10 protein-coding genes and 2 pseudogenes are annotated in these 13,363 nt (G+C 63.9%); 3 read left to right on the top strand and 9 right to left on the bottom strand.

What is annotated here, in order from left to right:
- Positions 1 to 46 precede the first annotated feature (46 nt).
- Positions 47 to 238 (top strand): annotated as a pseudogene (locus MKL09_RS32400) (IS3 family transposase); the annotation flags it as partial.
- Between the two features lie 169 nt (positions 239 to 407).
- On the opposite strand, the gene MKL09_RS24030 reads toward MKL09_RS32400, so the two are convergent.
- Positions 408 to 875 carry a hypothetical protein gene (locus tag MKL09_RS24030; protein WP_244024414.1) on the bottom strand — a complete coding sequence of 156 codons (468 nt, stop codon included), beginning with the start codon at positions 873 to 875 and terminating at the stop codon, positions 408 to 410.
- 134 nt (positions 876 to 1,009) lie between these two features.
- A complete protein-coding gene (locus MKL09_RS24025) occupies positions 1,010 to 1,591 on the bottom strand; it encodes a recombinase family protein (protein WP_244024412.1) in 582 nt (193 codons plus the stop codon).
- A gap of 870 nt (positions 1,592 to 2,461) precedes the next feature.
- Here MKL09_RS24025 and MKL09_RS24020 point away from each other — a divergent pair.
- Positions 2,462 to 5,077: a TonB-dependent receptor gene (locus MKL09_RS24020; RefSeq protein ID WP_244024410.1), complete on the top strand. Its 2,616-nt coding sequence runs from the start codon at positions 2,462 to 2,464 to the stop codon at positions 5,075 to 5,077.
- A gap of 295 nt (positions 5,078 to 5,372) precedes the next feature.
- Here MKL09_RS24020 and MKL09_RS24015 read toward each other — a convergent pair whose 3' ends face one another.
- From MKL09_RS24015 to MKL09_RS23995, 5 genes are all read right to left on the bottom strand, one after another.
- Complete coding sequence (locus MKL09_RS24015; protein ID WP_244024408.1) at positions 5,373 to 6,560, bottom strand: DUF1501 domain-containing protein; 1,188 nt, start codon at positions 6,558 to 6,560, stop codon at positions 5,373 to 5,375.
- Positions 6,557 to 8,101 carry a DUF1800 domain-containing protein gene (locus tag MKL09_RS24010; RefSeq protein ID WP_409566982.1) on the bottom strand — a complete coding sequence of 515 codons (1,545 nt, stop codon included), beginning with the start codon at positions 8,099 to 8,101 and terminating at the stop codon, positions 6,557 to 6,559. Before MKL09_RS24010 ends, MKL09_RS24015 begins: the two co-directional genes overlap by 4 nt.
- A 245-nt stretch (positions 8,102 to 8,346) precedes the next feature.
- Positions 8,347 to 8,862 (bottom strand): MucR family transcriptional regulator, encoded by a 516-nt coding sequence (locus MKL09_RS24005; RefSeq protein WP_244024406.1) that lies wholly within the window; start codon positions 8,860 to 8,862, stop codon positions 8,347 to 8,349.
- Between the two features lie 124 nt (positions 8,863 to 8,986).
- Positions 8,987 to 9,217, bottom strand: a complete 231-nt coding sequence (locus tag MKL09_RS24000; protein ID WP_244024404.1) for a hypothetical protein — start codon at positions 9,215 to 9,217, stop codon at positions 8,987 to 8,989.
- Between the two features lie 91 nt (positions 9,218 to 9,308).
- Positions 9,309 to 9,491, bottom strand: a complete 183-nt coding sequence (locus MKL09_RS23995) for a hypothetical protein (protein WP_244024402.1) — start codon at positions 9,489 to 9,491, stop codon at positions 9,309 to 9,311.
- A 65-nt stretch (positions 9,492 to 9,556) separates the two neighbouring features.
- Here MKL09_RS23995 and MKL09_RS23990 point away from each other — a divergent pair.
- A pseudogene (locus tag MKL09_RS23990) lies at positions 9,557 to 9,984 on the top strand (hypothetical protein).
- 275 nt (positions 9,985 to 10,259) lie between these two features.
- Here MKL09_RS23990 and MKL09_RS23985 read toward each other — a convergent pair.
- The gene (locus MKL09_RS23985; RefSeq protein ID WP_409566983.1) at positions 10,260 to 10,982 is read right to left on the bottom strand and encodes a sugar transferase; all 723 of its coding nucleotides are present in this window, start codon (positions 10,980 to 10,982) and stop codon (positions 10,260 to 10,262) included.
- 1,395 nt (positions 10,983 to 12,377) lie between these two features.
- Positions 12,378 to 12,917, bottom strand: coding sequence for a hypothetical protein (locus MKL09_RS23975; protein ID WP_244024398.1), 540 nt, complete (start codon positions 12,915 to 12,917; stop codon positions 12,378 to 12,380).
- Between the last annotated feature and the right edge of the window lie 446 nt (positions 12,918 to 13,363).

Below are 13,363 nucleotides of genomic sequence, written 5' to 3'. Positions count from 1 at the left end.
CATCGCACCAGGATCGCCGTTGGCGAACTGGTAGTGTGATAACTAAAACGGGAAGCTTGGTGACGGGTTCCTACGCGAGGAAAGCTTATACTCATTAAAGGAGTCGCAGATCGTGATCGGTCTGTCGCAAAACACCTCCACACGCGTCCAACCGCATACGTCTATGGGCTATCGGCCTGCCTCGCCCCTCAAGTACCCGGATCTTGCCTTCCGGCGAGCCATGGCTGCCACCATGCAGTCGCCTCTCAATCGGTTCGGCCCAAAATGCCCGTCAGGTCAGGGGTCCTGGCATGCGCTTTGAGACGCAAGTAACAGACTCGAAGATGGTCGACGCTATGACAGGTAGATCCAGACGACGTCACTCTCAGCCGGTTACGGACCGGAGCAGCCCTGCCGATCCGATCACTTCAAGACCCGATGCGGGCAAACAGGTCGAGCTGCCCCCCCGGCCTACGGGCGCGAGAGCGCGAGCTGAGCACACCACGCAGGGATCGCGGTAGCGAGACTGTCGGCAGAGCCACGCCCGACTTGCCGTAGAGCACGGCGCCGACGATCCCGCAGCCATCACCGTGGTGGAACACGTTGGCGGTGTGCGACCCGGCTCGCAGGATCTCCTGCACGAGTGCCTCGTCGACGCCCATGCCGGACAGAGTCGTGAACAGACAGGCGAGCCCCACCGCCTCGACATTGAAGGACTGGAGCTCTATGGCGCGCTGCCGCCAGATCTGGCGTACGGCCCCGGCGCTGGTCTGGGCGAACGGGTTGGGCGCCGGCTGCGTGGCCAGATCTGCCACGAAAGCCGCGATCGCTTGCCGGTCGGCGATGTGGTCGGCTGCCAGCAGGGAGACGGCGAGCTGGCGACGGCTGATCGGCATGGCTCTCCCGAGTGAGCGCCTGAAGGACGAGCGCCCGCGGTGTGGGCGGACGATCCTGCGGGGCGGGCACGTCCTCCCTCTAGCGCTCCCATACCGGTGCCGGCAGTCCAGTCCGGCCACACCTGCGAACGCGATCAACGCTTGGCGGTGATGCTGTTGGCCCGTGCCCGGGGGAGGTAGCTGTAGAGGGTGTCCCGGTTGACCCCAAGCCGCTTGGCGACGTCGGCGACGCTGATCGTGCCAGCAGCCAGCATGGCGCGGGCAACTTCTAGGTCAGCCGCGTTGAGCTTCTTCGGCCGACCTCCCTTGCGCCCGCGAGCGAGCGCTGCTTTCAGTCCCTCCATCGTACGCTCGCGGTTGAGGTCGAGGAAGTACTCGGCCATCGCCCCGTGCATCTGCAGGGCGAAGCGCCCGTGCGCAGTCGCGGAGTCGAACTGCTCGGTGAGCGAGCGGAAGTGCACGTCCTTCACGCGCAGGCCGTCGATGGTGCGCATCATCTCGACGAGCGAGCGGCCGAGGCGGTCGAGCTTCCACACCACGAGCACATCCTCGGGGCGCAGGTAGGCGAGCGCGGCCTCGAATTCCGGCCGCTTGGTCCCGGCCTTGCCGGACTTCTTCTCCTCGAACAGGCGCTCGCACCCGGCCTTGGTCAGCGCGTCGCGCTGGAGGTCGAGGTTCTGGTCGAGGGTGGAGACACGAGCATATCCGACAAGCATGTCGGAACAGTGCCAAAACTGCGTTTATCCGGCAATAGAAAAGCCGACACGTTTTTCCGACAGAAGCGAGGCAGTTTCGAGTGGCTCGCGACCGGCTCTTGCGCATCGTCGGGGAAACGATCCATATGCCGACATGGTGGCTTGTAGGACATTTATCCTGTTAAGTACGTTGAGAGCGCGAGCTCTCTTGAATCGGCGATACGGACCCTACCAAGACGCAGGAGTCGTATCATGTCGCTGGCTGGCTTGAGCATACTGTGCGGCGACGCGCACGGGGTTTGGAGATGCATTCGAACCTCGCCGTGCCGCCATCCACGTCGGTGATCGAGATCGTCAGTCGGTCGCCGGTGCTCAGACGAAGACAGACGGTGGGAACGAGCCAAGCCTGTCGCAGCGAGCGGACACATCCAGAGAGTGTGCCGACCACAATCGAGCCATCGCCCCGCTTCAAGAGGGTCCAAGCGTACTCGACGGCGATCGGCGCTTGGTGTGCAGTCACCACTAGGCCGAGCCCTCTAGCGTTTGACTCGGCCGCCCGCCGTCGCGGTCGCCGACGCTTCGGACGAATAGGCTCCGTCGACTCGATCGGCGAAGGGATATCACTCCCGCTTGGAAATCGAGCATCGCGGTGAACTGAAGTCTTAGCCTTGCAACAAATCCCGGCCGATATTGCCACTTTTACCTGACCTCGCATGCAGTTTCCGGTGCAGAATGTTGCGGAAAAGGCACGCCGACTGGTCGACAAGCAAGACAAACTCATGGGAAGGGATTAACACTTTCGTGAGCGCGTTGCGCTCGGCACGATATAGTTCAAGACGGACCTGCGCGTCGCCAAACGAGCGGCGAACCATATCGGGGTCTACGAATAAAATGCGGACGTTGAGGGGAGGCTTGGTGGCGTCGGTATCGGCGCTGCCGTGGTTGCTGCTGCCTGGTATGGCGGAGGCACAACAAGCTGTGACACTGGGCGAGATCAGCGTCGTCTCGACGTCGCCAGTCGGTGCCGGCGGGGGCAATTCAAGCCGCGCGCAGAACCTCGATAACGCCGCCCAGGCGGTTCCGACGCTCCCGGCGCCCGCCGGTGGATTACGCCTTCGGGGCTCAGAACAACCCCTCAACAAGATCCCCAGCACCGTCGAGACCGTGACGGCGCAGGAGATCGACATCGACCGTGGTACCGATAACGTCATCGCCACGCTGGCACGGCAGACACCCGGCATCAACCTCTCCGACTCGCAGGGCAACTCGAACCGGGTCGACGTGACCTACCGTGGCTTCACCGCCTCGCCGGTCCAGGGCGTGCCGCAAGGGCTGGCCGTCTACCAGAACGGCGTGCGCATCAACGAGGCCTTCGGCGACATCGTCAATTTCGACCTGATCCCCCCGCAGGCGATCCAGCGCATCGACATCGTCACCGGTAATCCGGTCTTCGGTCTCAACGCGATCGGTGGTGCCGTCAACATCCAGATGAAGAACGGCTTTACTTGGCAGGGTACCGAGATCAGCGCTTGGGGCGGCTCAGACGCACGCACCGCCGGCTACCTCGAATACGGCAAGGTCTCCGGGAATTGGAGCTTGTACTTCACCGGCGACGGCCTGAACGACCGCGGCTGGCGCTACGAGAACCCAAGCACGATCGGTCGCCTCTACGCCGACCTCGGCTACCGCACCCCCGACTCCGAGTTCCACCTGATCGGTATGGCCGCGCGCAGCTTCTTCGGCGCGGCCGCCGCGACCCCGGTGGACTTCAGCCACGTCGATCCGCGTGCGATCTTCACATATCCTCAGACAACCACCACCGAGGTTGGCACGATCCAGCTCACCGGCCGGGCCGACCTCTCGCCGACCTGGGACCTCGCCGGGAACGCCTACTTCCGTCGTTTCAGCCAGAACTACGTCGATGGAAACCAGGGCAATTTCGAGCAATGCAGCAAGCAGTCGAGCTATCGTGGCTTCCTCTGCTTTCAAGATGATGCCTTCAACGTGAACGCACCAGCGAAGGGGACCGCCGCCAGGAATGCATTCGCCAATCAGTTCCTGATCCTCGGCCAGCAGAACCAAAAGATCCCGTTCCTGGCAAACGTCCCTTACGCCACGATCGACACGACCAAGACCCAGGCTACCGGCTATGGTGGCTCCCTCCAGGCCGCCAATCGCGACAAGATCTTCGGCCTCGGCAATACGTTCGTGGTCGGCGGCAGCGTCGACGCGGCCGACTTCTCGTTCAAGTCGTCCAGCCAGCTGGGTGTGCTGAACCCGAACCTCTCGGTCACTGTCGATCCGAACAATCCCTACTATGGCACGATCCCCGGCCTGGGCACGCAGATGGTCCGCACCCTCGGTGCCCTCGGCATCGCGCCGAGTTCGGTCGACGGCTCGAACCTGTATCTCGGCCTCTACGCCACCGACACGCTCGACGTGACCGATCGACTGTCGCTCACTGCAGGGGCCCGGCTCAACTATGCCCGCATTCAGACGCGTGACCTCACCGGTTTCTCTCCGGACGTGACGGGCACGCACGAGTACACGAAGGTCAATCCGCTCGCGGGTCTAACCTATCAGTTCACGCCGGCCCTGAACCTCTACGGCAGTTACTCGGAGTCGAACCGCGCGCCGACGCCGCTGGAGTTGTCCTGCTCCAGTCCGAGCCAGCCATGCCTGCTTCCAAACTCGCTTGTGGCCGACCCGCCGCTGAAGCAGGTGACGGGACAGACCTACGAGACCGGCTTCCGAGGTGTCATCCCGGATTTCTACGCTGGCGGTCGCCTGACTTATAAGGCTGGCGTCTTCCGCACGGATCTGCAAAATGATTTGATCCAGTTGGCCACCCCCGGGAATGCCGCCCGGGCCTACTATGTCAACGTCCCGGCGACGCAGCGGCAGGGCATCGAAGTCAGCGCCGAGTATGTCACGCCTGACCTACTGATCTACGCCAACTACGCGCTGATCGATGCGACCTTCCAGTTCAAGGGCACGTTGTCCTCACCCAACAATCCGCTCGCCAGCACCGGAGCGAGCGGGGGCGCCCTGTCCGGCGATATCGTCCCGAATGGCGGCATCCTCGTTCGCCCCGGCAATAAGATGCCCTTGGTTCCCGACCATCAGATCAAGGCCGGGTTCGAGTACAACATCACACCCGAATGGCGATTTGGCGTGAATGTCCAAGCGTTCTCGTCGTCCTACTACCGCGGCGACGAGTCCAACCTTAACCGAAAGCTTCCTGCGTACTACGTGATGAACCTCACAACGAAGTACCAGCTTACAAAGAACCTCGAGATATTTGGTCTAATTACGAACCTCACAAACAATCGCTACACCACGTTTGGCACCTTTGCAGAGACGGGCGCGGTTGCCGGCAACCTCTCGATCAATGACCCACGAACCACGACACTGGCGCAGCCGCTTTCGATTTATGCGGGCTTCAAGTACGCCTTCGGTGCGGATCCAGTACCCATGTCGCCTGAGCCGATTATGCGGAAGTACTGAAACGCGCACGTTTGTTGGCTTGGTCTCTGCATGAACAGCCGCGGGCAGCATAGCCCGCGGCTTATTCTTGATCTAATCCTATTTCTTTGCAGATGAGGCCGCCCTAAACATCCTTTACCTGATCCTGAGCGGATCCGAGTGGGGGTGGAAGATAGGCCCAAGTGAGCATGGCATAGCCAAGGCGCAGTTCGCCGTCGTCTTTGATAAGCGCTTCACTCAGGCCACGGCGGCCTGATGTTCAACCCGCTGCCACCACATGAAATTCCTGCCAGGCTCAGGCTCGGTGATGTTGTACTCAAATTAGGGCGAGGTCGGCCGGATGCCCCCCTGGAAACACCCTGTTCAAGCTGGTTTGATCGAGCCCGTACAGCCGCTGGATCACGCCGCCGAGCAGTGAGCGGTAATCGGTGAGCACTGGGCAATCCCGGTTCTGGGAGAGATGTGCCTCGTCCATGCGCACTTGAGGACCTGCGATGCGGCCGCCGCGAACGCCGCCACCGAGCACCCAGTAGGCGCTACCGTGGCCGTGATCGGTGCCGCGGTTGCCGTTCTCGCGAAACGTCCGGCCGAACTCGGATAGCACCACCACGACGGTATCGGGCCAGCTCGGACCGATCTCTTCGACGAAGCCCGCAAGCCCGCGGCCGAGCTTACCCATCCGGTCCGCGAGATAACCGGTGCCCGCGCCCTGGTTCACGTGCGTGTCCCAGCCGCCGACATCGACGAAGCCAAGGTTGAACGTCTCGCGCATAAGCCGGCCGATGCGTCGCGCCGACAGCTCGAACCCCTTCGGTGAGACCGCCCCGCGGTCGGCCTGATCGGCGTGATCGGAGATCGCGTGGTAGACTTGCTCGCGCACGCGAAATCCCTCGGCGACCGCGCCGGCGAGATTGGTCCCCCGGTACATCGCGGCGATCAGCTTCGCCTGGCGGTCGTCGATGCCGGGCTTGCCGACGCCAGCGATGTTGATGTTCGGCACCGCATCGCCGCCGCGGAAGATCAGTGGCATCTGATCGGTGAAGGCGATCGGCCGAACCCGGGTCAACTCGGCGGCAAGCCTCGCCATAAACCCCGAATTGTAGTCGCGCGAGCCGCCGATGGTCTGCCCGAGCTCGATCGTGTCCTGCGTCTCGAAGTGGCTGCGGGTGAGGTCATCGGTGCCGGCGAACGGCACGAAGGCGGCTTGACCCTTGGCGTAGAGCGGCAGGATGGTGTCGCGCAGCGCCGGGTGCAGGCTCCAGTCGACATCGAGTGCCGAGGCTGCCTTGGGATCAGCCGGGTCGGGCCGCGCCACCGCGAGGTTGGGTCGCGCGTGATAGTAGAATTCACTGCCAGTGGGGATCACCACGTTGGCGGCGTCGTAGGCGCCACGCAGGAACACGACGAGCAGGCGCGCATCCGCCCGCGGCGCCGCCCAGACGCGACCCGCGACCGTGGAGAGACCGAGCGCAGCCGAGGCGCGGATCAGATCGCGACGGTTCATCGCATGAACTCCGGCGAGGCGAGATACAGCGTATTCCAGTCCTGTTGCGATACCGCCTGGGCCAGCGTTGCACGCGTTGCCGGGCTCAGCGTCCCGGCGAGGGTCGAGAAGTACAGGGCATTAGCCACGAGCGGGAAGGCGGGCTCGTCCGGCTGGTCAGGCAACGCCGGCTTGAACAGGCCGGCCGGCCCCGAGCCGATCTGTCGTGCGATCTCGAAGCGCGTGGCGAGCTGCCCCGGGCCGCTCCAGGCTGCGGCGTCGACGGGATAGCCGTCTGGCGTCGATCGGTTGAAAGGGCCTTCGCCGAGACGGTTGAGCCAGCCGAGCACCGGGCCAGTATTGCGGATCACCCGCCCATCATAGGCAAGGCGAACGGCCGAGAGCACGTAGCGCACCGGGTCCTTGAACGCTCTGGCCTGCGCCGCCGTGAAGTCAGGAGCATGAACCAGAGCTTCCATCACCGCGGCGATGTCCCCGTTGGTACGGATGAACACCGCGGCGAGCCGCGCCGTGAGGGTGTCGTCCGGCCGTCGCCCGGTGAAGTAAGCGGCGAGCGCGCGTGAGACGTTGGTTGCCGTCGCCGGATCGCGGCTGATGAAATCGAGCGCCTCCTCCACCTCAGGCCAACCACGCCCCCGGATCGTGTGCCCGAGGAAGAGCTTGTCACCATAATCGTGTCGGTTCGGGTTGAACTCGAACAGCCCGTCGCGGATGAAGTCGGCCGCATGGTCCGGGCGCAGCTTCGGGTCCTCGGGCCGCATGTCGATGCCGACACCCGTGAGGATGCGCGCTAGCGCCTCCACGTCGCCCTGCGTGTAGCCGGAACCCACACCCATCGTGTGCAGCTCCATAATCTCGCGGGCGTAGTTCTCGTTGACGTGACCGGCGGCGTTGTCGGCATTGTCGAGGTAGCGCAGCATCGCCGGATGGCGCAGCGTCGCCATGAGCAGGTCGCGGAAGCGCCCAAGCACGTGCGGGCGGATCGCCGTGTCGAGGTAATCGCCCACCATCGCCCGCAGGTTGGCCTTGCCCTGATGGACGTTGAAGCGGTTGAACCAGAACCACGTCAGCCGCTCGGGCAGCTGGTCCGAACTGTACAAAGCGCGAAGGACCCAGGCCGCGGTGGCGTCGCGAGCCGCCCCGTTCAGGGCACTCTGGTAGGCGCCCTGAGCAGCCTTCTTCACCTCCGGATCGAGCTCGGTGTTGGCGGCTTTGGCCTGTGCATCGAGCGCCAGCACGCGCTCGAACAACCCGGCCTTCGGGGTAAGCGCATCGACCTGCGCCTGTGCGTCCGGTGGCAGGTGCAGGCCTGTCGGCAGGCGCAGCTGCTCCTTCAACCAACGATCGCGCCCCTCGGCGCGTAGGGCCGCGAAGGCCGAGGGCGTGACGCCCCAAGTCAGTGCATCGAGGAAGGTCATATCCTCAGCGGCGGAAGGTGAGGCGGGTGCCCAGGTCGGCGCCGCTACCAGAGGTCGACCCGCGACGAGAAACATCGTCGTGACAGCGGCGATCCGGAGGATGCCAGATGTGGCACGTGACATCGTGGATCCCCGCTGGCCGTCCTGTCAGCCATTCAAGCGTGGCCCCGAGAGCCTGTACCGAGCCGGAAGATAACGTCTCGATGGGATGAGCTCTACGCGGGCGCGGCGGTGGTGAGGACCGCGAGGGCCGTCGCGGCCAGGATCGAGCATCTCATCGCTGTTCTGCCTGAGCTGCGTTGCACGGGCGTGCACCCTCGCCGCGATCTGCGGCGAAGGTTCGGCGGAACACGCACGTTGCCGGCGTCCTACGCCTCGGCACCCTTGGCCTTCCGCGGCCGCCCAGCGCGCTTGGACTTCTCGGAGACGGTCTCCGCGAGCTCAGCAGCCATCGGAGCCGCCTTCCGGCGGTTGTTTCCGAGGCCGAGGCTCTTGGCGAGCGCCGAGCGCTGCTCGGAGTAGCTGGCGGCCGTGGACGGATAGTCCTGCGGTAGCCCGTAGCGCTCCCGGTACTCCTCAATCGTCATGCCATTGCCGGTGATGTGGCGCTTCAGCGTCTTGTACGGCTTGCCATCAATGAAGCTGATCAGCGCCTCGTGTGTGATGGACTTCCGGATCTGGGATGGAGTGGGCTTGTCCACGGCCGGGGCTCCGGCAGTTCCACCTTGACCAAGTCCTGTGAGCGCGGCGTGCATGCTCGCGATCAGTGAAGAAATCTCGTTCGGTTGCAGGTGGTTGTTCGAGACGTAGGCGGAGACAAGATCCGCCGTCAGCTCGACGTAGTTGGTTGCCCCACCCTCAATCGTCTCTGCGTTTTCGTCCACGATGCACACCTATGATTGTTAGGCTTTCACTGTGTGCCGGCAAATATGATAAAGCAAATGATCTCGGACCCGCTCTAGCGAAACAGTCCATAGATCTATGGCCGCGGAACTCTAGCCGCCACAACTACATGCGCGAACGACGCATGTGGTGACGCCGATGGTGCTTCATGTGCCGCGTGCTCATCATACCCCGCTGGCCACCCATGCGCTTCTGCGACGGGCTTTTCACGCTGCCGGGGTTGTTCATGTTGCTCTGAGCGCTGCCGCTGCCACTGCCGGCCGGCATCTGAGCGAGAGCCGCCCCTGTGACGGCGAACGTGAGCGCGGCCGCGATGGCGAATGCCTTCATCGACATGGTTCGTTTCCTCCAGAGTGATCGCGTTCGATCAGCCCTGGGCCAAACGTCAGTGCGGCCGATATCGTTCAGGCCCCCGCCACGAACCAGTTTACGGATCGTGCCGTCGTCGCAGCCGCAGCGCCAGGATCAGCGCGCCGGGCCAGAACACCAGGCTGAGCAGGGCGATCGGCCCGATTGGCCGCCCCTTCCACCACGCGATGATGACCGGCAGGAACAGGGCGGGGATCGCCACTGCCAGGAAGGCCCAGAACGCCAGGTCGGATAGGTCCATGTGCAATCCGTAGCTCGTCCTAATGCTACGCTTCTTTCACGCCTGGTGGCACAGTGCCCCCCGCTATGCCGATCCGGCCCGAGCACCGCTTCTTCTACCCGATCGACTGGCGCGAGCTGTCGATGGCGATCCGCTTTGGCCGGGCGCAGGGCCGGTGTGAGAGCTGCGGGCGACCGCACGGGCAGATGTCTACCACCTCGGCGACGAGCGCTGGTGGGATGCTGAGGCCGCCCGCTGGCGCGCTGGTTGGGGGCGCCGGATCCGGCTCAAGGCCGGGGCAGTGGACGTTCTCGGTCGCGCTCGCCGGACCTATGTCGTCCTGGCCGCCGCCCACCGGGATCACGACACGACCAACAACGCGGACGCCAACCCCGCGGCCTTCTGCCAGCGCTGCCACATGATCCACGACCGGCCGGAGCATCAGAGACGACGCAGGCGCACGCTGTTCCGAAGGAAGGCGATGGGCGACCTGTTCAGCGGCCCCTACGCCTGACGGTGAGTCTTCTTCAGGCTACCATTGGATAGCTGGTGACGTGCCGGGTGATGGGACAACGATACACACCCTGGGGGTTGTAGATTATCAAAGTTTGCCGGCACTGTGCCAGCCTAGCCGTGTTAAGGAACCCAATGATGCATTGGGCCGCCATCGTCCTTGCTGCCTACGCTGTCGGCTTCGTCGAGTTCTGGCACTTGTGCGAGGACGCTCCGCTCATGCGGGACGAGGATAGCGTTCAGCAGGTCGAACAGGACCAGCAGACCCAATCACAGCTACTTGCTGCCGCGCTGTGCGAGGACGGCCGGGACGGTGCGCAGCATGATCTCGATGTCCCGGCGCAGGCTCCAGCGGCTGGCATAGTCCAGATCCAGCGCCACGCGCTCGGCGTAGCTGGTGTCGGACCGGCCTGAGACCTGCCACAGCCCGGTCACGCCCGGGGGCACGGCAAAGCAGATCGCGAACGCCCGGCCGTAGCGGGCGACCTCGGCCTGCACGATCGGGCGCGGCCCGACCAGGCTCATCTCCCCGCGCAGCACGTTCCACAGCTGCGGCAGCTCGTCGAGCGAGGTCTTGCGCAGCACCTGGCCTATGGCGGTGATTCGCGGGTCGTCGCTGAGCTTGTGCGTGGCCGCCCACTCGGCTCGGGCCTGGGGGCTGGCGGCGAGGTGGGTGGCAAGCACGGCCTCGCCGTCGATGACCATCGAGCGGAACTTCAGGCAGCCGAAGCTGCGCCCGTCGCGGCCAAGCCTCATGTGGCGGAAGACCGGCGCCTTGCGGTCCCCCGCCCAGACCAGACCGGCGATCAGCAGCATCAGCGGCAGCAGCAGGAATAGCGCGGTAGCGGCGACACTGATGTCGAACCCACGCTTGGCCGCCCAGTCGAGCCGCAGTCCCCGAGCCACGAACGGCGTTGAAGGCAAAACTGCCTCCACGACCGTCTCGGCCGCCTCGCTTACCTGCACCACAACATGCTCGGTTACCTCGGACATTTCCATAGAATGCTGCGGCGCACGAAACCCAATGGCGGTAGAGAGCTCGGCATGACTCTGCATGGTCTCAAATCCTCGGATGAGGCCAATGGCGGAGGGTTAATGATTGGTTATTAAGGCACTCTTAGCGAAATGAAACTTCGTAATCAAGCTATCATGCAACTTATTCTGATACCTAAGATAGGTTATCGATGTAACTGATTGTATCCAGGGAACCAATTGTGTGATGTTAAAACAATTCCTAACAAGTATTTCACATTAGGTATTTTGTACTTAGACGCGACATTATATGAGTTTAGGCATAGGCAGCAGCAGTAGCTCCAGATCACGTCATTGTGCACTGCATCTCCATCAACATTCCTTAGGTGTCGAAACTCATCCCAGGGACGCCTGAGTCCTAGGGGGAGGAACGGGTTTGCCGACGCGTGATTGCCTTGTTACCGCATGGCGGGCTTCTGCGCCCGATCGGCGGATACATAAGGGAGATACGCCTATGAAAGCACTGCTCGTCGTCGCGGCCATCCTCGCCCTCGGCAGCCCAGCATTCGCTGCTGAAAGTGGCTCAGGTGGCTCAAGCCGATCAGGGACCGCGAACAGCACCGGTCCGAATGATGCCGGCTCAGGCTCATCACCCGGTGCGTCCGGCAGTGGTCCTTCAACTGGCGGGATGAGCCGCTCTGGCACCACCAACAGCACAGGGGCCAACGACGCCGGGTCAGGCTCGAAGCCAAGCGGGACCAGCGGAACGCCTGGCAACCGCTAAACATCGATCTAATGGGGCGGCCTCACCGCCTCCCCGTTCACGGTTTAACTATTCCGATTGAGTGTGCGGTCGCATCCGCTTGGTCGCGATACGGTCCTGCAGACACCGACCGTTAACCGGATTGTCACTCGCTCGCCGCATGTCGGCGGTAGGCACTCTCGCTCCTGCAACAGCCGAGAGCAGAGCATGACGCGAGCCGACCTCGACAAGCGCGCAGAGCTGACCGTGTGGCCCGGCCGAGGGCCCGCACACGTCGCACAAGGTCACGAATTCCCGACGCTACGCCAAGCTCTCGCGGCCGCAGCTGAGGCCATAGACGCTGAGGATGCGCAGCCCTGGATCATTACGGAGGACGGCGACATCCTCTCGCCCCGTTGGATCAGAGTCAACGCCGGATCAAGCCGCCTACAATAACGGGCCGTGAGCCGACGCTTGCGGTCTCCAGTCCCGCCGCCGCACCGACCCTCACGCGACTGCCCGGCCGAGGCTTCACGGGTGGCCTACGGGGAACTGGCCCGTAGAACGCCTGTCGTCGCATGCTTGCCCGCCGCACGCCTTGCGGTGTCGCGAACGCCTCGGGCGCGCCGACGGGAAGAGGTCGGCCTGTAGCAAGCGTAGGAGGTGCTGTCGCCGTCAGATCACCGGTGGCTGAGGACCGTCCATTGCGTCACGACTGACTCGTCGGCCGGCATGTAGGCGTCGACGATGGCACCCTTGCGGTTCACGACGCAGATCATCGCCGCTTCCCGCACCTCGTACATCATGGGACGATCGTAGGTGATGCGGAACAGCACAGGAGCGAAGTAGTCGCCCTTCTTGTCGGTCTTGTCCGCGCCCGCCGACACCGCCTCAACCTGCTTCATGCCGGCCTTACCGGCCTCGCTCATGACGGTGGCCCGGCAGGTATCCACCGTGCGATTGCGGCCCGGTACCTCAGGCAGGGGCTGTCCTATTCTCTGCAGCGCGGCGGAGGTGCCCTTCACCAAGCCGGTACCGGGTACCATCGATAGGACGGTCTGCTCACCAGCCGCGGCCGAAGCTGGTCCAATCGGCGCGATCTGCCAGGGCATCTGCCATGTGGCGGCCGAGCTGTCCGGCGCGGCGGGGGCATCCTGCGCTAGCGCCGGGCCGGCCAGTGCAGAGATCAGGGTCACGCAGCAGATCGAACGTAGGGACATCACGGCTCTCCTTTTTGCGGGGGTGAACGAGGGGCCGCGGCATCGAGCTAATCCGTCGGCGCGAGGGCGGGTGGCAGCGTCCAGGGTGCGGACGGCGCAGGAGCAGTTGATGGTACGGGCGAGCGATCGGCTCTCGCCCGGTGCAGAGAAGTATGTGCGACTGTGCCCGCATCGATCCGCGCCCGGACCGCTTGTGGCAGGCTGATGATGCCCGCCGTCTGCCCAGTGTCGCGATAGGGCACTCGGGCTCGCGAGGCTGCTGTCGCCGGCTTCGGCCGGCTGAGCGACTGCACGTGTTTTGCTGGTCCGGGGTTCAGGATCGGCGCGACCACGCCCCCGGCGTCAGATCGGAAGAGCGGCGGGTGGGGAAAGAGGGTGGCCCTAGTGTGTGGACATGGGGGGTCGCGCGTACATATAAAATAAAAAATATCATGGTCATAGCTAAT

Source organism: Methylobacterium sp. J-048 (assembly GCF_022829515.1).
GTDB lineage: Bacteria > Pseudomonadota > Alphaproteobacteria > Rhizobiales > Beijerinckiaceae > Methylobacterium.
This window is presented reverse-complemented; position numbering and strand designations above follow the sequence as displayed.

Excerpts from the sequence above, each read along its gene's own strand:
- MKL09_RS24015 (WP_244024408.1), bottom strand. The coding sequence starts at position 6,560 with ATGAACCGTCGCGATCTGATCCGCGCCTCGGCTGCGCTCGGTCTCTCC.
- MKL09_RS24025 (WP_244024412.1), bottom strand. The coding sequence starts at position 1,591 with ATGCTTGTCGGATATGCTCGTGTCTCCACCCTCGACCAGAACCTCGAC.
- MKL09_RS23995 (WP_244024402.1), bottom strand. The coding sequence starts at position 9,491 with ATGGACCTATCCGACCTGGCGTTCTGGGCCTTCCTGGCAGTGGCGATC.
- MKL09_RS23975 (WP_244024398.1), bottom strand. The coding sequence starts at position 12,917 with ATGTCCCTACGTTCGATCTGCTGCGTGACCCTGATCTCTGCACTGGCC.
- MKL09_RS24020 (WP_244024410.1), top strand. The coding sequence starts at position 2,462 with ATGCGGACGTTGAGGGGAGGCTTGGTGGCGTCGGTATCGGCGCTGCCG.
- MKL09_RS24030 (WP_244024414.1), bottom strand. The coding sequence starts at position 875 with ATGCCGATCAGCCGTCGCCAGCTCGCCGTCTCCCTGCTGGCAGCCGAC.
- MKL09_RS24000 (WP_244024404.1), bottom strand. The coding sequence starts at position 9,217 with ATGTCGATGAAGGCATTCGCCATCGCGGCCGCGCTCACGTTCGCCGTC.
- MKL09_RS24010 (WP_409566982.1), bottom strand. The coding sequence starts at position 8,101 with ATGTCACGTGCCACATCTGGCATCCTCCGGATCGCCGCTGTCACGACG.
- MKL09_RS23985 (WP_409566983.1), bottom strand. The coding sequence starts at position 10,982 with ATGGAAATGTCCGAGGTAACCGAGCATGTTGTGGTGCAGGTAAGCGAG.